The following is a 19378-nucleotide window of genomic DNA, read 5'->3' on the forward strand; positions in this document are numbered from 1 at the left end:
GAACCTGGCCTACGAGGCCGCCACCGCCGACCTGGGGGACGTGAACATGATCGACCCCTTCCACCTGTCCGCCTACGGCGTGACCACCGTGAACTACAACCGGGACGTGGAGATCTTCCCCGTCCTGTCCGCCATGTTTGAGAAGATCACCGGCGAGTGCCCCTACAAGTCCCCCACCGACATGGGCGTGAATATGGCGGGCAACTGTATTTTTGACGACGAGGCCGTTCAGGACGCCGCCCGGCAGGAGATTGTCCGCCGGTACTACGCTGCCCTCTGCGACCGCAAGCAGAACCAGACCGGGGACGAGACGGTGTACAAGCTGGAGCTGCTCATGCAGCAGGCCAAGATCACCCCTGCTATCCGTCCGGTGATTGCCGCCGCCATCCAGGTGGCCGAGGAGACCGGCAATCCCGCCGCCGCCATCGAGCTGCCCGACGGGCAGGTGGTCACCGGCAAGACCACCGGTCTGATGGGCGCCTCTTCCGCCGCCCTGCTCAACGCCCTGAAGCAGCTGGCAGGCATTGAGCACGAGAAGCACCTCATCTCCCCCGAGGCCATCATGCCCATTCAGACGGTCAAGGTCAAGCACCTGGGCTCCACCAACCCCCGGCTCCACAGCGATGAAATTCTCATCGCCCTGGCCATTTCCGCTGCCGCCGACCCCCTGGCCGCCTCCGCGCTGGAGCAGCTCTCCGCGCTCCGTGGCTGCGACGCCCACTCCAGCGTCATTCTCTCCCCGGCGGACAGCGTGACCTACGGCAAGCTGGGCATGCACCTGACCTGCGAGCCTCAGTATGAGACCAACAAGCTCTACCACCGGTAAGAAAACAGCACGCCCCTGTCAGCCTGACGCTGACAGGGGCGTTTTTCGTCTCAGGGGACCACCCGCAGAGGAGGTCCCTCCAGCACAATGACCCGGTCGGCCAGGTCCAGCACCTCCCGGTCGTGGCTGGCCAGCAGAACGGGAACGCCTAACTCCCGGATGCGGGAGAGAATGCGGCCAATCCGGGGCGGGTCCACTCCGTTGAAGGGCTCGTCCAGCAGATAGAGCGCCCCGCCCAGGGCCAGGGTACGGGCCAGCGCCAGACGGCGGCACATGCCGCCGGACAGGGAAGCGGGGAAGGACTTCTCCTCTCCGGTCAGCTCGGCCAGGGCCAGCCAGTGCTCTGCCTCCTGGCGGCGTCTGGAGGGCAGCACGTCGGTGATGTGCTCCTCCACGGTGCGCCAGGGCAGAAGCCGGTCCTCCTGGAAGAGGACGGCGATGTCCCGGGGCGCAGGGCCGTCCACGGTGCCCGATTCTCCGGACTGAAGCCCGGCAATGACCCGCATGAGGGTGGTCTTGCCGGAGCCGGATGGGGCCGACAGAGCGGTGATGCCCTCCAGAGGGAGGGTGAGGGAGAAATTGTCCAGCACAATCTTGTCTCCAAAGCGGACAGCGGCGCCGGTGATGCGCAGTTCATTCACGCCCCCCGCCCCCTCTCCATGCGGCGGAACAGGGCGCCGAATATCCGGTCCAGCAGGAAACTGAGGGCCAGCACCGTGATGGTCCAGGCGAAAAGGGAAGGTGTCTCCAGATAGAGCTTGGAGTAGTACACCTGGGAGCCGATGGCCAGCTTGGGCACGCAGAGCACCTCGGCGGCCACGCCCGCCTTCCAGGCCAGACCCAGGCCGGTGGAGCAGCCGCTGGCGAAGTAGGGCAGCACCGAGGGCAGATACACCAGCCGCAGGGTTTTCCACCGGCCAAAGCGCCAGGTTCTGGCCCCCTCCAGCAGCAGAGGGTCGGTCTGGATAATGCCCTTGTACATGTTGCCCCACACCACCGGCAGCACCATCAGCCCGGCGCACACGGCGGGCACTAAACCTGTGGTCACCCACAGCAGAAGCAGGATAATGAAGGAGGCCACCGGCGTGGCCCGAATGACGCCCACAGCGGGGGAGAGCAGCAGCCGGGCGGGGCGGAAGGCGGCGCAGGCGGCGGCCAGCAGGCCGCCCAACACAGCGCCCCCCAGAAAGCCGGAGAAGATCCGAGCCAGGGACAGGGCGGCGCTCTGCCACAGCAGGGGGGTGACGGCCAGCTCCGCCAGGGTGCGCAGCACCAGCAGAGGCCCGGGGAGCAGGAGGGCTTTACCCTCTATGACAGCCTTGACCAGCGCGGCGCTGTCTCCGGCCGCCCAGGCGGCGGCAATGGCCTTCCGGCCCACCCACATAGCGGCAAGCTGCCACACCCCCAGCCAGAAGGCAGGGGGTATGACAGCCCGCAGGATGTCCCGGCCCATGGAGCGGCCGGGCGTTTTTTGATTGTCAGGGGATGTAATAGAACGCGTCATCGGGGATGTACCCTCCGATCGAGGTGGGATCGGCCTGCCACAGCACGTCGAAGTAGCCCTGAATGCCCTCCATCATGTCCTTGCCGGTGATACAGACCATGTTGGCCTGGAGAATGGCGGCCTTGGCGATGGCGGCCTTGGGGGTGATGCCGTACTGGGTGATGAGCTCGGCGGCGGCATCCGGATTGCTGGTCACATAGTCGATGGAGGCGGCGTACTCCTCCAGGAAGGTGTTCAGCAGGTCGGGGTTCTCCTCAGCCCAGTCGGCCTGGACCACCAGGCAGCCCATGGTAAGGACGCTGTTGTCGGTGGTCACCTTGTCCCACTCCTCGGTCAGGTCCAGGGCCTGGCGGGTGGACTGATTCTGCATCAGCACGCTGGTGGCGGCGGGCACGGGCAGCATGCACAGGCTCATGGAGCCGTCCGCCATTCCGGTGGTAATCTCATCAGCGGGAGCCCACTCGATGGTAACATCCTCGCCGGGCGTGAGACCATTCTGCTCCAGCAGGTAGTTGAGCACATACTCCGGGTTGGAGCCTCTGGTGTTGGCGGGGGCGTAGATGGTCTTGCCCGCCAGGTCGGCCATGGACTGAACGCTCTCGCCGTTCTCCAGAATATAGAGCACACCCAGGGTATTGAGCGCCACCATCTGGATGCCGGCGTCCTTGTTATAGAGGGTGGCGGCCAGGTTGGTGGAGATGGCGGCGATGGTCAGGTCGCCGTTGATGATCTTGCCGGTGATCTCGTCGGGGCTGGCGGCAATGGTCACGTCATAGTCCAGAGCGGTGGTGCCGGCGTCATTGTCGGAGAGGAGCTTGGCCGCGCCCATGCCGGTGGGGCCGCTGAGGACGGCCAGGGACACCTGGGGCCGGTCGCCGGTGGGCTCGGTGGGGGTTACCTCGGGAGTGGGGGTGGGGGTGGGCTCCACGCTCTCAGTGGGCGAGGGGGAGACGGAAGGGGAGGGAGAGACGGAGGCCTGGGGATTTCCACAGCCCGCCAGGGCCAGGACAAGGGCCAGCGCCAGGGTTAGTGCGAGACATTTCTTCTTCATGGGGGTCATATCCTTTCTCATAAAATCACAGTGGGTTACGGTTCCGGCTCCAGCAGCTTCGGGTCCAGCACCCGGATGGCCTTGCCCTCCCGCCGGATAGCGCCGCGGTGCTCCAGGGAGTCCAGCGCCCGGTACAACGAGGCCCGGCTTACGTTGAGCCGCCCAGCCAGGCCGGTGAGCGAGCAGTCCAGAGGGATTACCCCGTCCCGGACCTTGGTGCGGAGAAAGCGGGTAAGCCGCTCCTCAGCGGTGCCGGCAATAAGGCTGTCAATTTTCTGTTCCAGAAAGCGGATGCGTCCGGAGAGATAGCGGATGTACTGCCGGGCCAGGGCGGGGGAGGCGGCCATTAGTTCCTCTACCAGCTCCTGGGGCAGAAGCAGCAGACGGCAGGGGGAGCGGGCGGTGAGCTGGGCGGCGTAGTCTGTGCGGTCGTTGAAGAGAGCGGCGGCGCCGAACAGATCCCCCGGCTCCAGCACGCTGACAATCAGTTCCCCCTTGCGCACCTCAACCTTGCCGGAGAGCACCGCCCCCAGGCTGCGGGAGAAGGCGTGGGGGGTGTAGATGGTCTCCCCGCGGGCTGCCTGGGCAAGAGTGGCTCTCCGGTCAGCGGCTGCACGGAGGGCCAGGGTTCCGGGCAGCCCCTGGAAGAGGGGCGTGCGGGCCAGCAGAGCCAGATCGGATCGCCCCAGCTCCGCCATATATACCGCCTCCCAAAACTGTCTCATTTGATACAATTTTTAGAATACCGTGTTTTTCTGGAAAAGTCAAGCATCTTTCGGCGCGTAGGCAAGGCGGGGTGCATAGAATGAGGGCAGAGAATGGAGGTAATGCCGATGGCAGAATGCAGATGCCGGGCCCGGCGGGACGGGCAGGGGCGGGATGCCGCCCGGCCCGGGAGCGCCCGGGAAGCCCTGGAAAAGACGCCCATGAACCGATATATCAACCCCAATACAGTCTTTGTCCGCCCGCAGGGGAGCTGCCGGGACAGCGAGGCGGAGCGGGCGCTGCTGGAGCAGCTGGTGGAGCAGTCGGTGCGCCAGAATCAGTCGCTGGTGGACCTGCTGGGGGCGGTCAACGCCCTGACAGCGGCGCTGCTGGCCAAGCTGTGACAGGGGACAGCCAAACATTAAAAGAATATAAAGTTCAACAACTTTTTCTTGCCCCTGCTCGTCTAATCCAGTATAATAGTGTTCGTTGACATAACACGAAAGAAAGCGGGCGTGATCATTCCCCATGGCAGGAGCACGAAAGAGAAGGAAGAAGCGACGGCGGGGCTCGCCGCTGGGCAGGGCGCTGCGGACCTTTTATGCCGCTGTGGTGGTGCTCTCTGCGGTGATTGTGACCACCTATGCGCTGTTTCAGATTCTGGTCCCCGCGCCCACAGTGGAGACCCCGCCGACGCCTGCCAGCGATGCGCCGGCGGAAAACCCCGCGGACAACCCGGACACGCCGGATATTGACGAGAGCACAGCTACGCCCAGCCAGCAGCCCCTGGAGAGGAAAGACCAGTTTTACACCTTCCTTTTGGCCGCCAGCGACCAGGTCAGCGGCAACTCGGATACGATTATGGTGGCGTCCTACGACGTGCCCAACCAGAAGGTAGCCCTGGTGTCCATCCCCCGGGATACTCTGGTCAATGGAAAGTACGGCAGCCACAGGTATTATAAGATCAACTCCGCCTACTCCTACGGCGGCATTGACGAGCTGCGGGCCGTAGTGGCCGATATGCTGGGCATTCCCATTGACTTCTATGTGACGGTGGACCTGAAGGCGTTTGTGGAGATTGTGGACGCAGTGGGCGGCGTGGATTTCTATGTCCCCGTGGATATGAACTACGACGCCGACGACCAGAACCTCCACATCCACTACGACAAGGGCATGCACTATGGCCTCACCGGTCAGCAGGTGCTGGAGATTGCCCGCTGCCGCAAGAACTCCGACGGGCCGGGCGTTTATCCCAACAACGTCTACGACGTGTACGCCGGCAGCGGCACCAACCGGGAGCAGACCCAGCGTGAGCTGATGGTGGCCATCGCCCGCAAACTGGTGTCCTGGAACAGTATCCCCAAGATCAAGGAGTTTACCGAGATTGTGGGGGAGAACGTGAAGACCAACATGTCGGCCAGCGACCTGGCTTTTTTCGCCACCCGGGCCATCTATGTGGACCTTGACAGCAGCGTCACCACCGCCATCTTCCCCGGCAATGGCGAGGTGAGCTACAAGGGCTGGAGCTGGTGCTGGCAGTATTACCCTGAGGAGTCCCTGGAGATCATCAACAATTATCTTAACCCCTACAGCACCGATATCACCATGGACATGACCAATATGTTCCAGGTCAAGTGAGAAAATAAAACGCGCGTCTGCCGAGCGGCAGACGCGCGTTTTATTTGTGCTCAGGGATGGGCTGCAAAATAGGCCCGGGTCTGGTCGGCGTTATGCATGACCTCGGCCCGCAGAGCCTCCAGACTGGGGAACTTCCGCTCCCCGCGGAGATGGCGGTAGAACTCCATACGGATGGTCTGGCCGTACAGATCCCCGTCAAAGTCCAGAATAAAGCCCTCCACGTTGACCGTTCCGTGGTCGTCCACCGTGGGGCGGACGCCGATGTTGGTCACCGCCGGACGGCTGCTGCCGTTTTCAAACCAGACCTTGGTGGCATATACGCCGTGGGCGGGCACCAGCACGCCGGGAGCAAAGTGGAGGTTCACCGTGGGGAAGCCCAGAGTGGTGCCCAGCTTTTTGCCGTGGGACACCGTGTCGGTCAGGGTGTGGGGGTGGCCCAGAAAGTAGTTGGCCCGCTCCATTTCTCCCTGGGCCAGCAGGGTGCGGATGTAGGTGGAGGAGATGGTGATGCCGTCCAGCTCCACCTTGGGGATGATGTCGCATCCAATGCCCAGTTCGGCACAGACAGCCTTTAGCCGCTCCGGGTTGCCCTCTCCCTTGTAGCCGAAGTGGAAATCATGGCCCGCCACCAGGTGGACGGCGCCGTTCTCCCGGACGAGAAAGTCAGTGACAAAATCCCGCCAGGGCATGTGCATCATCCGGTCATCAAAGTGGGCCACAATGACCTCCTGGATACCGTAATACCGGCGCATCAGCTCCGCCCGGTCCAGAGGGGAGCTGATAAGGGGCATGGGGCTGCCGATGATCAAGTTTTCCGGATGGGTGTCAAAGGTAACGGCGGCCGGGATGGCGCCCAGCGCCCGGGCAACCTGGGACACACGGCTCAGCAGAGCGCCGTGGCCCAGGTGTACGCCGTCGAAAAACCCCAGAGCGATGACCCTTTTCTTCTGCTCCATTGCTTACACCTCGAAAAAGCTCTTGATGGTGGTGAGACGGCTGTTTTTTACCTGGCCCAGAGCCAGGAAGGCGCCGCTCTCACCATAGACCCGGTACTGGCCGTCAGCCGCCTGGGGCACAGATACCGCCGAGCCGTTGCGCACCTTTTTCTCCCCGTACGCAGGGAGCGTCAGGGAGGGATGGCGGGAGAAGTAGGTGTCCACCGGCAGCAGCAGGCTCTGCGGGTCCTCCGCCGCCAGAATGGCATCCAGCGTCACGGCCTGGTCCAGAGAGAATCCGGCGGCTTCAGTGCGGCGGAGGGAGTACATGCACCCGCCGCAGCCCAGGGCCTGACCGATGTCGTGGCAGAGGGTGCGGACGTAAGTGCCCTTGGAGCACTGGACCCGCAGCAGATAGTCGGCGGGGCCGGTCTGCTCCACCACATCCAGCCCGTAGATGGTCACAGGACGGGGCTCCCGCTCCACCTCCTGGCCCTTCCGGGCCAGCTCGTAGAGTTTCTTGCCGTCCCGCTTGATGGCGGAGTACATGGGGGGAATCTGGAGGATGTCTCCCCGGAAGGGGGCCAGTGCGGCCTCCAGGGCGGCTCGGTCGGCGGATACGGGCTTCTCCTCCAGCACCGTACCTGAGGTGTCCTGGGTGTTGGTCACAACGCCCAGACGCAGCCCGGCCACATACTCCTTGCCGCCCTCAGCGGCGAACTCCACCGCCCGGGTAGCCCGGCCTACAAAGACGGGCAGTACTCCCGTGGCCATGGGGTCCAGGGTTCCGGCGTGGCCCACCCGGCGCTCGTGGAGCACGCCGCGGATTTTGGCGCACACATCCATGCTGGTCCAGCCGGAGGGCTTGTCAATTACAATAATTCCGTTCGCCATGGCCGTCTCCTCAGCCCTGCTGAATCTGGCGGATGGCGTCCAGAATGGCGGCCTTGGCATCGGCCACAGTGCCCATCACCGAGCATCCGGCGGCAGCGGCGTGGCCGCCGCCGCCCAGCAGAGCGCACACCGCCGAGGCGTTGAGTCCGGCGGAGGTGCGGACGGAGAGCTTGCACTCGCCGGGGCACAGCTCACGGATGGTGACGGCGGTCTCCACGCCCTCAATCTGTCCGGCGAAGGCGGCGATGTCCTCAGCGTCCTCCTCGTGGGCGTCCAGCGCCTTCATCATGTCCAGCGTGACGGCGGCGATGGCGATGGCGCCGTTGTCAAAGAGCTCCATGTCCCGGGTGATCATGCTCTCCAGCCGCAGGCGCTTGAAGCTCTTGGTGCGGAAATGCCGCTTGTTGACGCTCCGGTAGTCGATGCCGGTATCCATCAGGGCAGCGGCTACCCGATGGGTGCCGGAGGTGGTGTTGCTGTACACAAAGCAGCCCGTGTCGGTGGACACGGCCAGGTACAGGGGCAGGGCGGCGGCGGGAGAGACGGGGCCCCACTGGCAGATGATGTCGTAAATGAGCTCACCACAGGCCGCCCGACCCGGGTCCACGCAGTTTTCTCTGCCGAAGCCCTCGTTGGAGGGGTGGTGGTCGATGGCCAGATCCACGCCCTTCTCCAGCCAGCACTGGGCGTTTTTTGGGAAAAGCCCCCGGCTTGCAATGTCCACGCTGACGACAAAGTCGGGGGAGAAGCCATCAGGGGCCAGATATCCCTCCAGATAGGGGGTGAAGAGCCTGGAGGCGTCGGCGTTGGGCAGGAGCCAGGCGGTTTTGCCCAGCTTCCGCAGGGCAGCGCACAGGCCCACCGCGCAGCCGATGGTGTCCCCGTCGGGGCGGCGGTGGGTAAGAATGAGAATGTTGTCCTGACGCCGCAGCAGTTCGGCGGCTTGGATATAGGTCATGGGGGTCACTCCTCGCTGTCCAGATTGATGTGGGCGTTGGCGGGATTGGCGGGCTTGACCACCTCGGGGTCCCGCAGCATGCTCAGAATGTGGGCGCCCTGGGCCATGGAGTCGTCCTTCTCAAAGATAAGCTCCGGAGTATAGCGCAGGGAAAGGGCGGCGCCCAGCTCCCGGCGGAGATAGCCGGCGGCGGACTTGAGGCCCTTGACCACCTCGCCCACGTCGCTCTTATCCAATACGCTGACGTGGACCTTGGCATACCGCAGGTCGGTGGTGGTGTCCACTGCGGTGATGGAGACCAGCCCGTGGACTCTGGGGTCCTTCACCGTGCGGATGAGGCCCGAGAGCTCCCGCTGGATTTCTTCATTGATGCGTCCGATTCGATTGCTCGCCATAATCGGCTCTCCTTTCAAATCAGTGGGCGAAGCGCTTGAAACATACGCTCCGCGCTATATTGTGATGGTCAGGCAGGTCTGGGGATGCTCCTCCAGCTGCTCCAGGGTGTCCTGCTCCAGGGCGGACAGGGGCCCGAAAAAACGGCGGACTCTGTACGTCTCGCCGCCTACCCAGAGGCGCCACAGCTCTACAGTCTCGCCGCGGGCACAGTTCTTGGACAGATAGGCCCGAAGCTGTGCGGCGTCCTCCCGGGTGGGAGCCAGGTTCAGCTCGTACCGATAGGGCTGCATGTCCAAAGCCAGGTCGTTCACCGCACAGCGGTAGTATTCATGGGGCTGAACGGAGAAGCCGTCCTCCTCAACTGTGAAGTCTGTGCGGCCAACCTTCACCGCGCGGAGACGGCGAAGGGCGGAATCGCAGAGGCGCAGGGGGTGGGAAGCGGCCAGAAGATACACGCAGCTCATGGAGACCTCCTGTTCTGGGAAAGAAATAAGCAAAGCAGGGCGGGCGAAAACGCCCGCCCTGCTTTTGGGGTCTGTAAAATCGGGGATAAGGGATTACACTTCAATCTGCTCCACCGCAGCGTTAAGAAAATTTGCCGGTGGCAAATTTTTAGCGCAGGCCGGGCCGGCTGTGCCGGACCGGGGGAACCCCGCAAGAAGTAGAGTTATACCTCAATTTGCTCCATTAGATAGGCTTCAATGACATCGCCCTGCTTGATGTCCTGGAACTTCTCGAAGGTGATGCCGCACTCGTAGCCCTGGGCGACCTCCTTCACGCTGTCCTTGAAGCGCTGGAGGGAGGCGATGGAGCCGTCGTAGATGACGATATTGTCCCGCAGGAGGCGCATCTGAGCGCCGCGCTGCATCTTGCCGTTGGTGACATAGCAGCCGGCAACCATGCCCACGCCGGTGATGCGGAACACCTCGCGAACCTCGGCCTGACCCAGGAAGACCTCCTTGAACTTGGGGGCCAGCATGCCCTTCATGGCAGTCTGGATCTCCTCGATGCAGTCGTAGATGACGCGGTACATCCGCATGTCCACCTTGTTGCGGGCAGCGGTGTCCTTGGCGTTGTTGTCGGGGCGGACGTTGAAGCCCACGATAATGGCGTTGGAGGTGGTGGCCAGCATGACGTCGCTCTCGCTGATGGCGCCCACGGCGCAGTGGATGACCCGCACCCGGACCTCGTCGTTGGACAGCTTCTCCAGAGAGGACTTCACCGCCTCGGCGGAGCCCTGAACGTCGGCCTTGACGATGATGTTCAGGTCCTTGATCTCGCCCTGCTGAATCTGGCTGAACAGGTCGTCCAGGCTGACCTTCTGCTTCACGCCGCCGGAGGCGGCCATCTTCTGGTCGTGCTTGCGCTGCTCCACCAGCTCCCGGGCCATGCGCTCGTCAGCCACGGCGTGGAAGTCGTCGCCGGCGCCGGGCACCTCGCTCATGCCGATGATCTCAACGGGGACGGAGGGGCCGGCCTCAGTGACCTTCTCGCCCCGGGCGTTGGTCATGGCGCGGACACGGCCCACGGCGGTGCCGGCGATGATGATGTCGCCCTGATGGAGGGTGCCGTTCTGCACCAGCAGAGTGGCCACAGGGCCGCGGCCCTTATCCAGCCGGGCCTCGATAACGGCGCCGTGGGCGGAGCGGTTGGGGTTGGCCTTCAGCTCCTGCATCTCAGCGGTCAGGATGACCATGTCCAGCAGGTTGTCGATGCCCTCGCCGGTCTTGGCGGAGATGGGGCAGATGATGGTCTCGCCGCCCCACTCCTCGGGCACCAGTTCATAGTTGGTGAGCTGCTCTTTGATGCGCTCGGGGTTGGCGGTGGGCTTATCCATCTTGTTGATGGCCACGATAATGGGAATGTTGGCCGCCTTGGCGTGGTTGATGGACTCCACGGTCTGGGGCATAATGCCGTCGTCGGCAGCCACCACCAGAATAGCGATGTCAGTGATCATGGCGCCGCGGGCGCGCATGGCGGTAAAGGCCTCGTGGCCGGGGGTGTCCAGGAAGGTGATGGGCTTGCCCTGGACGTCCACCTGGTAGGCGCCGATGTGCTGGGTGATGCCGCCGGCCTCGCCGGCCGCCACGTGGGCGTTGCGGATATAGTCCAGCAGGGAGGTTTTGCCGTGGTCGACGTGGCCCATAACCACCACCACGGGGGCGCGGGGCACCAGGTCCTCCTCCTTGTCCTCGGCGGTGTCGATGAGCTTCTCCTCGATGGTGACGATGACCTCCTTCTCCACCTTGCAGCCCATCTCTTCCGCGATGATGGCGGCGGTGTCGAAGTCGATGATGTCGCTCAGGGAGGCCATAACGCCGTTCTTGATCAGGCACTTGACCACCTCGGCGCCGGTCTTTTTCATCCGGCTGGCCAGCTCGCCCACGCCGATCTCATCGGGGATCTTGACCACAGTGGGGTGCTTTTTGGCAATCTCAGCCTGGAGCCGGCGCATTTTCTCCTGCTCCTCGGCCCGGCGCTTGCTGCCCTGGAAGCTGTTGTTCCGGCGCTGGTTGCGGCCCTGGAACTTCTGCTTGCCGCCGCCCTGCTGCTGGCGCTCGGAGGTGAAGGACTCCAAGCGCTCGTCGTACTTATCCAGGTTCACGTTGCCGCTCTTGCGGGTGTCCACCACTTTTTTCTCGGGCACGCGGGTGGTGGGACGGCGCTCCTGAACCTGCGGCTGCGGCCGCTGCTGGTTCTGGGCCGGATTCTGGTTCTGCTGGGGAGCGGGCCGCTGGCCCTGCTGCTGCGGAGCCTTGGGAGACTCCCTGTGCTTGGCGTTCTGCTGGGGCTGAGCCTGCTGGGCGGGAGCGGCCTTGGGGGCCTCCGCCTTCTTGGGCTCGTGGTACACATCGGCATAAATGCTCTCGATGCTGTCCACCTGGTTGTGCTGGGTCAGATACTCAAAGATGATGGACAGCTCGCTGTCCTCCAGCACCTGCATATGGTTCTTTGGCGTGGTTGCGTACTTGGTGAGGATATCGGCGATATCCTTAGAGTTCATTTTAAAATCCTTTGCAACCTCATGCACACGGTATTTGTTCAGCAAATGAGCCACCTCCATTGTGGAGCCTGCACCAATAGGAAAACGCAGGCAGGATTTCCTGCGCTTTCTTATTGGAACAAGCTCTCTGCTCGAAACGGATACGTTCTCTATGGGAAACCGCCCTAGCGGCGGGAAAAACTTGTTCATGTCTGGGACTTGGGAGCCTGGCGGGACCGGATTCTGGCGGTGAGCTTGCCTCTCGGGGCCTTGGGCCGGGGGGAGCCGCTTATGGGCAGCCTGCGGACAGAGTCGGGGACCTGCTGCTCCTTGGCGGGCTTGGCTTTCTGCTCCTTGGGGGGAGCGGCCCAGGGCTTGCGCTTGCCCTCACGGAGATTTTTCTCGTGCTGGCGCTGCTCCTTCTGCCGCTGGAGGGCCTTTTGGGCCTTGGTGTCCAGGGCGGCGGCCAGGTCGCCGTACTGCTCCGGATTCAGGGCGGAGAGCTTGGCGGCCAGGGAAGAGGCAAAGCCGATATCGGTGACGGCCACCAGGGCGCAGGAGCTGCGGCCCACGGTGCCGCCCAGCTCCTCCTTGGTGAAGGGCAGCTCCGCCCAGGGCACAGCGCCTGCCTCGGCGAAATGGGCACAGCGGCGGCGGGTGTTGGCGGCGGCGTCGCTGGCCACCAGCAGGAGCTTGGCGTGGCGGGCGCGGGCGGCCGCGCCCACCGGCTCCTCGCCCACCTCCAGCCGTCCGGCCTTTTTGCTCAGGCCGATGAGGGAGAGAATGGCGTTAGACATCGGGGGCCTCCTTCATCTGCGCCTCCAGGGCCTCCCACACCTCGTCGGGCATGGGGGCGGAGAAGGCGCGCTCCAGCGCCCTGGCCTTCCGGGCCTTTTTCAGGCACTCGGGGCTGGGGCAGACGTAAGCGCCGCGGCCGGGCTTTTTGCCCTTGAAGTCCAGAGAGACCTCGCCCTCGGGGGAGCGGACCACCCGGATCAGCTCCTTCTTGGGCTTCATCTCCCGGCAGCCCAGGCACTGGCGCAGGGGAATTTTTTTTGGCATGGGACAAGCGCCCCCTTTCCACGGGAAAAATCAGAACATAAATTACACGTCCAGGGGCTCGTCGTCGGTGCCGGCAGGCTCAGCGGATTCCACGGACGCATCGTCCGCCAGCACCTCGTCGCGCTCCTCATCATCGCCGCCGGGGTTGGAGGCGGGCTTGATGTCGATCTTGAAGCCGGTGAGCTTGGCGGCAAGACGGGCGTTCTGGCCCTCTTTGCCGATGGCCAGGGACAGCTGGTCGTCGGGCACCACCACCCGGCAGCTCTTGCCGTCGTCCAGAGTGGTGACGCTGATGACGTCGGCGGGGGAGAGGGCGGCGGCCACGTACTCGGCGGGATCCTCGGAGTACTTGATGATGTCCACCTTCTCGCCCTTGAGCTCCTCCACAATGTTGTTTACCCGCTGGCCCCGTGGACCCACGCAGGCGCCGATGGGATCCACGTTGGGGTCGGCGGACCAGACAGCCAGCTTGGTGCGGCTGCCAGCCTCACGGGCGATGGACTTAACCTCCACAGTGCCGTCGTAAATCTCGGGCACCTCCAGCTCGAACAGGCGCTTGACCAGGCCGGGGTGGGTGCGGGAGATGAGAACCTGGGGGCCCTTGGTGGAGCGGCGGACCTCCACCACGTAGACCTTGAGCCGGTCGCCCTCGTGGATGGTCTCGCCCCGGACCTGTTCGCTTACGGAAAGGAAGGCCTCGGTGGCCTCGCTGCCAGAGCCGATGCGAAGGCTGGCGGAGCCGGACCGGGGATCAATGCGGATAACCTCGCCGGTGAGCAGCTCATGCTCCTTGGAGCTGAACTTATCATAGATCATGCCCCGCTCGGCCTCCCGCATACCTTGGATGATGACCTGGCGGGCGGTCTGGGCGGCAATGCGGCCGAAGTCCCTGGTCTTGACCTCCACGCGGACCACGTCGCCCAGCTGGATGCGGGGAAGACGCTGACGGGCGTCGGCCAGACCAATCTCAGTGAAAGGATTGTCCACAGTCTCTACCACGTCCTTCTTGACGAACATGCGGACCTCGCCCTTCTCCTCGTTGGTGTCCACCACAATATTGTCCCCGGCGCCCTCGTGGTCCCGCTTGTAGGCGCTGATCAGGGCCTGGGTGATCTTCTCCAGCATATAGCTCTTGGGAATGCCCTTCTCCCGCTCGATCATATCAATGGCGGCGAAGAACTCCTTGCCGTCCAGCTCATTGCTCTTCTGAGCTTTTGTATTTCTCTTAGCCATAATCCTTCATCAAACTCCTTATACCATAACGGATTCCCGGCGGGAATCAAACACGGACGTACAGCCGTACCTGGGCTACGTCCTTCTTGGGGAAGGTCACGGCTCCCCTGGGGAGCTCTACTGTCACATCGCCGTTGTCATAACCTCTCAGAAGGCCCACATGGTCCTTACGGCCCTCCATGGGGCGGTAGAGGCGGACCTCCACCTCGGAGCCCAGAAAGGCTGTGAAGTGCTCGGGGTGCCGGAGAACCCGGTCAATGCCTGCGGAGGAGACCTCCAGGGTGTAGCTGCCCTCAATGGGATCAGCCTCGTCCAGGGCGTCGGACAAGGGGCGGGACACAGCCTCGCAGTCATCGATGGTCACGCCGCCTTCCTTGTCCAGATAGACCCGGAGAAACCAGGTACCCGCCTCCCGTACATACTCCACGTCCCAGATGCCGCAGCCGTTTTCCGCCGCAATGGGCTGGGCCAGCACACGGACCAGCTCGGTGACTTTCGCCATATAGGAGCCTCCTTCGGTACAAGATGTCAGAAAAAACCAAACCGGTTTTTTTCAATAATAAAGAGCGGAGCAAAGCCCCACTCTCACCATACTTCCTCTACTATCATATGCAGTATACCACGGAACACGTTTTATTGCAAGGCCTTTCCACGTTTTTTCACTGGGAACGGGCGGGTAAAAATGAACGGAACAGCAGGCAGGAGGAGAAAAACGGACTGGATGCAACATGTTTTCACTTTGCTGCGATATTATCACAGAGAACTGGAGCGGCAGTCAACCGCGCCGCTGTTTTCTGCGTTGACATAAGTGAGGATTATCCCTAAAATAATATCAATGAAAAGAAAACGCCCGCATTTCTGACAGGGCGTATGGATGGAATCGGACATGGTTCCACATATGAAAGGGAAATGAGGAGAGCGATATGAACCAGGCAGCACATATTTTGCAGGAAGTGAAGAAAGCGGTGGTAGGCAAGGATGAGGTGCTGGCTCGAGCCCTGCTGGCTATCCTGGCCCGGGGGCATATCCTGCTGGAGGACATCCCCGGCGTGGGCAAGACCACCATGGCCCTGGCCTTCTCCCGGGCATTGTCCCTGGATTATAACCGGGTGCAGTTTACCCCTGACGTGATGCCTTCCGACATCACCGGCTTCTCTCTTTATAATAAAGAGACGGGCAGGATGGAGTACCAGCCCGGCGCGGCGCTGTGCAATCTGTTCCTGGCCGACGAGCTTAACCGGGCCACAAGCCGCACCCAGTCCGCTCTGCTGGAGGCCATGGAGGAGGGGCAGGTGACGGTGGACGGCGTGTCTCACCCGGTGCCCCGGCCCTTTATCGTTATCGCCACCCAGAACCCGGCGGGGGCCGCGGGCACCCAGCTGCTGCCCGACTCCCAGATGGACCGGTTCATGGTACGGCTGTCCATGGGCTACCCGGCCCCCGAGGCGGAGAAGGAGATGCTCCGCCGTAAGCAGGGAGGTAACCCGCTGGACGGTGTGGAGCGGGTGGTGGACCACGGAGGCCTGCTGGAACTCCAGCGGCAGGTGGATGCCGTCCACCTGTCTGAGCAGGTGCTGGACTATATCGTGGCCCTGATAGGGGCCACACGGGTTCACCCCATGATTGAACAGGGGGCCAGTCCCCGGGCCTCTCTGGCCCTCTCCGCCATGGCCAAGGCCGCTGCCTTTGTCCGGAACCGGGACTATGTGCTGCCGGAGGACGTGACGCTGGTGTTCAAAGATACGGTGGCCCACCGGCTCATCCTCTCCCCCAGAGCCGGGGAGAACGATCCGCTGGAGGACGTGCTGCGGGCGGTGGCTCCGCCCAGGGTGCGGTAATGGCCCGGTGTCGGATTGGGTACCTGCTGGCGCTGGGGGCGGCGGTACTCTTTTTCATCTGCTTTAATGGTTATTTTTCACTCTATGTCCTGGTGCTGGCTCTGGTGTTTCCCCTGTTCGCCCTGCTGGTAAGCCTGCCGGGGATGCTGGGGTGCACTGTGGAGCTGGCAGTGTCCGCCCGGGCGGTGCGCCGGAACGAGACGGCGGAGGCCCAGCTCACCGTTGTCAGCCGCAGCCGCCTGCCGGTGGGGCGGTTGACGGCGGACCTGGTGTGGGACAATGCCATGAACGGTCAGTCCGGCCGGATCCGGGTCAGACTGTCCGGGGCGTCCCTGGGGGCTGTCCGGCGGGAAAGCCTCCCCACCGGCCACTGCGGCGTGGTGAGATGCCGGGTGGCACGGGTGCGGGTGTGCGATCTGCTGGGGCTGTTCGCCCTCCGGCGGCCCACCCCGCCGGAAACCGAGCTGGCAGTGCTCCCCCTGGACCTGCCCCCCGAGCCGGTGCCTGCCCTGCTGGGAGCGGAGAAGAACCAGGTCATGCGCCCCCGGCCCGGCGGCGGCCCCGGAGAGGACTACGACCTGCGGCCCTACCGGGCGGGAGACCCCCTCCGCTCGGTCCACTGGAAGCTGTCCACCAAGGTGGATTCCCTGGTGGTGCGGGAGACCCTGGAGCCTCAGAAGGCCGTCATTGTCCTCAGCTTTGACCACTTCGGCACCCCGGAGGAGCTGGACGTCATTCAGGACCGGCTGGACGCGGTGTCCCGGGCTCTCATCGAGCGGGAGCGGCCCCACGCCGTCCGATGGCTGGGGGATACCGGACGAATCAGGGAGCGAAAGGTGTCCAGCCTGACTGAACTGCGTGCCTGCCAGTGGGAGATTTTCTCCACGCCGGCCCCCGATAGCGGACACGCCGGGGCAGGAAGGCTGAGCGGGAGCGGCGGCGACGCCCTGGTCCGCAGCCTCCACATCACCGCCGGGGACGGCGGGGGAGAGGAGGGCGCCCAATGAAAGAAAATCTCACCCTTACCCGCCGCACGATGGTGGTGCTCTCCGACTGCCTCATGCTTTTTCTGGGCCTGTACGGCACGGTCTTCTGCCTTATTTCGGCCTTTCACCTGCCGGTAGACTACCGGGCGGTTACGGTCACCTGCCTGGCGTGTGTTCTTTTCTTTACAGCGGTGTTTGCTCTGCCCTGGCGCTGGGTCAGAGGAGCGCTCTATCTGGGCTGTGCCGCCGGTCTGGCGGCAACGGTCTGGCGCTGGCTGGATCTGCTGGCGCTGGGCGGGCTGGTGCTGGCCCGGCAGGTGGTGAACATCTTTGCCTGGGCTCTGGGCAGCAATGTGACTCTGGATATCACATCCCTGGCTGGGGAGACAACCCTGGGGAGCGAGGCGGCGGCCGTTACCGCCCTGTTTCTCCTGGTGACTGCTGCCCTGGGCTTTTGGATTGGTTGGCTGTGGCAGAGAATGCGGTCCTTCTGGCTGACCTTCTGGGGCACGTTTCCTCTGCTGGCGCTGCCCCTGTCTGTGACGGTGACGCCCGGCTGGACGCCCCTGCTGATGCTGCTTTTGTTCTGGAGCATTGGCCTGCTGGTGCGGCAGACCAAAAAGACTGACCTGTCCGGCAGCGCCAAGACCGTGCTCATGACGCTGCCTCTGTGCATACTGCTGCTGGTGGGGCTGGAGCTGGCCCTGCCCCGGGAGGACTACGAGCAGACCGGCTGGGCGGAGGAGGCCCGGCTGGAGATCATTGACCGCCTGGCAGCGGCCGGGCGGGGCGTGACCAGCGCCGGAGCGGACCTGGGACTGGCCTCCGGCACTGACCAGATTGACCTGAGCCGGGTGGGGCCCCTGGACTTTGACGGCGACACGGCCCTCCGGGTGCGCAGCGAGACCACCGGCCATATCTACCTGCGGGGCTTCTCCTCCGCCGTGTACACCGGCGGCGGGTGGGAACAGCTGCCCGATGAGACCTACCGGCAGATGCGGGAGGGCTGGACGTTTACTGTGCCCAATATGGCTGCCATCTCCTCCATAGCGAGCGGGACAGAACTGTCGATAGACGGTATTGGGGACTATCAGCCCATCAATTTCCCCGCCATGGCGAATTCCGGCGCGGATACCACCCGCATCGAGGTGGAGAACGTGGGCGCGGCCGACCGGTTCGTGTACACCCCCTACCAGCTGAGTACCACCCCCGATCGGATGACCGGCGCGGAGTTTGTGGGAGACGCATATCTGGCCCGGGGCACCGGCGTGTGGACCCACATCCTCTACGCCCGGGAGACAGCCAGCCCGCTCCGGGCCCGGCTCACGGGAGACGCCGCCCTGGCGGAGCAGAACTATCGGTTTTTTGTCAACCAGAACTACCTCCAGATCCCTGAGGAACTGGCGCCGGAGATCGCCCGACTGGTGCAGGATATGCAGGTGTGGCGCAGCCAGAACACAGTGGAGGAGGCGGAGGAGCTCTTAGAACAGGGCATGCCGTACTACGGGGTTATTTTGGGCCGGTATATTGCGGCCTACCTGGCCTCCATCGCGGTCTACGATCCGGATACCCCCGCCGCCCCGGAAGGGACGGACTTTGTCACCCACTTCCTGAATGAGGGCCGGGGCTACTGCATGCACTTTGCCACCACCGCTACCCTGATGCTGCGGAGCATGGGAATTCCCGCCCGGTATGTGTCCGGCTATGTGGCGGACACGGTGGCGGGGGAGTGGGTGGACGTACCGGATTACAACGCCCACGCCTGGGTGGAGGTGTATCTGGGCGGATACGGCTGGCAGCCGGTGGAGGTGACGCCGGGCTATGACGGCACCTTTGCCTGGGAGCGGGAGCCGGAGGAGACCCCGGAGCCCTCTGAGACCCAGACAGCCGAGCCCACCCCCGCCCCTACTCACAGCCAGGCGCCCCGGCCCACCCAGAACGTGGAGGTGCCGGAGACAGAGGAGAGGGAGTCTCTCAGTCCCTGGCTGTGGCTGCTGACCATTCCGGCTGTGCTGGCGCTGGCTGCGGCGGGACTGGTGCTCCGCCGCCGTCTGGCCGCCCGGAGCAGAGCCCGGAAATTCAGCCAGGCCGATCCCAACCGGGCGGTGATTGAGATGTACCTCTACATGGAGAAGGTAGCCGCCCGTACCGGCGGCGCCGTGGACCCAACTCTGGAGGCCCTGGCCAAGAAGGCCGCCTTCAGCGCCCACGTGCTGACGGAGCAGGAGCGGGAGAACGCCCGTACCCTGATGGAGCGGGACGCAAACGCGGCGGACCGGAGCTGCAGGCGGCTGGAGCGGCTGGTGTTCCGGTATATTCTGGGGCTATATTAAACAAAAAAGCCTGCCTGACGCAGATGCGTCAGGCAG

The 19378-nt window shown here is 63.8% G+C and carries 20 protein-coding genes; 6 read left to right on the forward strand and 14 right to left on the reverse strand.

The genetic code is table 11. From position 1 onward, the window contains the following. The coding region (locus Q0K06_RS01875) for a DUF1846 domain-containing protein (protein WP_294547790.1) at positions 1–826 on the forward strand (826 nt) is incomplete at its 5' end. Positions 827–876: 50 nt separating this feature from the next. On the opposite strand, the gene Q0K06_RS01880 is transcribed toward Q0K06_RS01875, so the two are convergent. From Q0K06_RS01880 to Q0K06_RS01895, 4 genes are read right to left on the reverse strand one after another with little or no spacing between them, the layout of a single operon-like run. Next, positions 877–1467: an ATP-binding cassette domain-containing protein gene (locus Q0K06_RS01880; protein WP_294547792.1), complete on the reverse strand. Its 591-nt coding sequence runs from the start codon at positions 1465–1467 to the stop codon at positions 877–879. Beyond that, entirely contained in the window at positions 1464–2330 is an 867-nt protein-coding gene (locus Q0K06_RS01885) for an ABC transporter permease subunit (RefSeq protein ID WP_294547795.1), read from the reverse strand. The genes Q0K06_RS01880 and Q0K06_RS01885 overlap by 4 nt, the downstream gene beginning before the upstream one ends. Then, entirely contained in the window at positions 2305–3381 is a 1077-nt protein-coding gene (locus tag Q0K06_RS01890; RefSeq protein ID WP_294547798.1) for an ABC transporter substrate-binding protein, read from the reverse strand. The genes Q0K06_RS01885 and Q0K06_RS01890 overlap by 26 nt, the downstream gene beginning before the upstream one ends. 35 nt (positions 3382–3416) lie before the next feature. Beyond that, positions 3417–4079: a Crp/Fnr family transcriptional regulator gene (locus Q0K06_RS01895; RefSeq protein ID WP_294547800.1), complete on the reverse strand. Its 663-nt coding sequence runs from the start codon at positions 4077–4079 to the stop codon at positions 3417–3419. 135 nt (positions 4080–4214) lie between these two features. Between Q0K06_RS01895 and Q0K06_RS01900 the strand changes: the two genes are divergently transcribed. Both Q0K06_RS01900 and Q0K06_RS01905 read left to right on the forward strand, forming a co-directional pair. Next, complete coding sequence (locus Q0K06_RS01900) at positions 4215–4490, forward strand: hypothetical protein (RefSeq protein WP_294547802.1); 276 nt, start codon at positions 4215–4217, stop codon at positions 4488–4490. Positions 4491–4614: 124 nt separating this feature from the next. Then, entirely contained in the window at positions 4615–5724 is a 1110-nt protein-coding gene (locus Q0K06_RS01905; protein WP_294547804.1) for an LCP family protein, read from the forward strand. Between the two features lie 50 nt (positions 5725–5774). Here the strand turns inward: Q0K06_RS01905 and ribF are convergent, their stop codons facing one another. The 10 genes from ribF to rimP form a co-directional block, all read right to left on the reverse strand. After that, positions 5775–6680 (reverse strand): riboflavin biosynthesis protein RibF, encoded by a 906-nt coding sequence (ribF, locus tag Q0K06_RS01910; protein ID WP_294547807.1) that lies wholly within the window; start codon positions 6678–6680, stop codon positions 5775–5777. A 3-nt stretch (positions 6681–6683) separates the two neighbouring features. Beyond that, positions 6684–7553, reverse strand: coding sequence for a tRNA pseudouridine(55) synthase TruB (truB, locus tag Q0K06_RS01915; protein ID WP_294547810.1), 870 nt, complete (start codon positions 7551–7553; stop codon positions 6684–6686). A gap of 10 nt (positions 7554–7563) precedes the next feature. Next, a complete protein-coding gene (locus Q0K06_RS01920; RefSeq protein ID WP_294547813.1) occupies positions 7564–8511 on the reverse strand; it encodes a DHH family phosphoesterase in 948 nt (315 codons plus the stop codon). Between the two features lie 5 nt (positions 8512–8516). Next, complete coding sequence (rbfA, locus tag Q0K06_RS01925; protein ID WP_294547817.1) at positions 8517–8906, reverse strand: 30S ribosome-binding factor RbfA; 390 nt, start codon at positions 8904–8906, stop codon at positions 8517–8519. A gap of 54 nt (positions 8907–8960) precedes the next feature. Beyond that, positions 8961–9371, reverse strand: a complete 411-nt coding sequence (locus Q0K06_RS01930) for a hypothetical protein (RefSeq protein WP_294547827.1) — start codon at positions 9369–9371, stop codon at positions 8961–8963. A gap of 203 nt (positions 9372–9574) precedes the next feature. Continuing rightward, positions 9575–11971 (reverse strand): translation initiation factor IF-2, encoded by a 2397-nt coding sequence (gene infB, locus Q0K06_RS01935; RefSeq protein ID WP_294547829.1) that lies wholly within the window; start codon positions 11969–11971, stop codon positions 9575–9577. A gap of 125 nt (positions 11972–12096) precedes the next feature. Continuing rightward, complete coding sequence (locus Q0K06_RS01940) at positions 12097–12687, reverse strand: ribosomal L7Ae/L30e/S12e/Gadd45 family protein (protein ID WP_294547837.1); 591 nt, start codon at positions 12685–12687, stop codon at positions 12097–12099. After that, on the reverse strand, positions 12680–12952 hold the full coding sequence (locus Q0K06_RS01945; protein WP_294547840.1) for a YlxR family protein: 273 nt from the start codon (positions 12950–12952) through the stop codon (positions 12680–12682). The genes Q0K06_RS01940 and Q0K06_RS01945 overlap by 8 nt, the downstream gene beginning before the upstream one ends. A 42-nt stretch (positions 12953–12994) precedes the next feature. Then, positions 12995–14185 (reverse strand): transcription termination factor NusA, encoded by a 1191-nt coding sequence (nusA, locus tag Q0K06_RS01950; RefSeq protein ID WP_294547843.1) that lies wholly within the window; start codon positions 14183–14185, stop codon positions 12995–12997. A 46-nt stretch (positions 14186–14231) separates the two neighbouring features. Further along, entirely contained in the window at positions 14232–14687 is a 456-nt protein-coding gene (rimP, locus tag Q0K06_RS01955) for a ribosome maturation factor RimP (RefSeq protein WP_294547845.1), read from the reverse strand. A gap of 421 nt (positions 14688–15108) precedes the next feature. Between rimP and Q0K06_RS01960 the strand changes: the two genes are divergently transcribed. From Q0K06_RS01960 to Q0K06_RS01970, 3 genes are read left to right on the forward strand one after another with little or no spacing between them, the layout of a single operon-like run. Next, positions 15109–16023, forward strand: a complete 915-nt coding sequence (locus Q0K06_RS01960) for a MoxR family ATPase (protein WP_294547848.1) — start codon at positions 15109–15111, stop codon at positions 16021–16023. Next, a complete protein-coding gene (locus Q0K06_RS01965) occupies positions 16023–17030 on the forward strand; it encodes a DUF58 domain-containing protein (RefSeq protein WP_294547850.1) in 1008 nt (335 codons plus the stop codon). The genes Q0K06_RS01960 and Q0K06_RS01965 overlap by 1 nt, the downstream gene beginning before the upstream one ends. Then, complete coding sequence (locus Q0K06_RS01970) at positions 17027–19342, forward strand: transglutaminase domain-containing protein (protein WP_294547852.1); 2316 nt, start codon at positions 17027–17029, stop codon at positions 19340–19342. Before Q0K06_RS01965 ends, Q0K06_RS01970 begins: the two co-directional genes overlap by 4 nt. Positions 19343–19378: the final 36 nt, after the last annotated feature.

Source organism: uncultured Pseudoflavonifractor sp. (assembly GCF_944387805.1).
Lineage (GTDB): Bacteria > Bacillota > Clostridia > Oscillospirales > Oscillospiraceae > Pseudoflavonifractor.

Excerpts from the sequence above, each read along its gene's own strand:
- infB (WP_294547829.1), bottom strand. The coding sequence starts at position 11,971 with ATGGAGGTGGCTCATTTGCTGAACAAATACCGTGTGCATGAGGTTGCA.
- nusA (WP_294547843.1), bottom strand. The coding sequence starts at position 14,185 with ATGGCTAAGAGAAATACAAAAGCTCAGAAGAGCAATGAGCTGGACGGC.
- Q0K06_RS01960 (WP_294547848.1), top strand. The coding sequence starts at position 15,109 with ATGAACCAGGCAGCACATATTTTGCAGGAAGTGAAGAAAGCGGTGGTA.
- Q0K06_RS01905 (WP_294547804.1), top strand. The coding sequence starts at position 4,615 with ATGGCAGGAGCACGAAAGAGAAGGAAGAAGCGACGGCGGGGCTCGCCG.
- Q0K06_RS01900 (WP_294547802.1), top strand. The coding sequence starts at position 4,215 with ATGGCAGAATGCAGATGCCGGGCCCGGCGGGACGGGCAGGGGCGGGAT.
- Q0K06_RS01945 (WP_294547840.1), bottom strand. The coding sequence starts at position 12,952 with ATGCCAAAAAAAATTCCCCTGCGCCAGTGCCTGGGCTGCCGGGAGATG.
- Q0K06_RS01890 (WP_294547798.1), bottom strand. The coding sequence starts at position 3,381 with ATGAAGAAGAAATGTCTCGCACTAACCCTGGCGCTGGCCCTTGTCCTG.
- rimP (WP_294547845.1), bottom strand. The coding sequence starts at position 14,687 with ATGGCGAAAGTCACCGAGCTGGTCCGTGTGCTGGCCCAGCCCATTGCG.
- rbfA (WP_294547817.1), bottom strand. The coding sequence starts at position 8,906 with ATGGCGAGCAATCGAATCGGACGCATCAATGAAGAAATCCAGCGGGAG.
- Q0K06_RS01970 (WP_294547852.1), top strand. The coding sequence starts at position 17,027 with ATGAAAGAAAATCTCACCCTTACCCGCCGCACGATGGTGGTGCTCTCC.
- truB (WP_294547810.1), bottom strand. The coding sequence starts at position 7,553 with ATGGCGAACGGAATTATTGTAATTGACAAGCCCTCCGGCTGGACCAGC.
- Q0K06_RS01965 (WP_294547850.1), top strand. The coding sequence starts at position 16,023 with ATGGCCCGGTGTCGGATTGGGTACCTGCTGGCGCTGGGGGCGGCGGTA.
- Q0K06_RS01940 (WP_294547837.1), bottom strand. The coding sequence starts at position 12,687 with ATGTCTAACGCCATTCTCTCCCTCATCGGCCTGAGCAAAAAGGCCGGA.
- Q0K06_RS01930 (WP_294547827.1), bottom strand. The coding sequence starts at position 9,371 with ATGAGCTGCGTGTATCTTCTGGCCGCTTCCCACCCCCTGCGCCTCTGC.
- Q0K06_RS01895 (WP_294547800.1), bottom strand. The coding sequence starts at position 4,079 with ATGGCGGAGCTGGGGCGATCCGATCTGGCTCTGCTGGCCCGCACGCCC.
- ribF (WP_294547807.1), bottom strand. The coding sequence starts at position 6,680 with ATGGAGCAGAAGAAAAGGGTCATCGCTCTGGGGTTTTTCGACGGCGTA.
- Q0K06_RS01885 (WP_294547795.1), bottom strand. The coding sequence starts at position 2,330 with ATGACGCGTTCTATTACATCCCCTGACAATCAAAAAACGCCCGGCCGC.
- Q0K06_RS01920 (WP_294547813.1), bottom strand. The coding sequence starts at position 8,511 with ATGACCTATATCCAAGCCGCCGAACTGCTGCGGCGTCAGGACAACATT.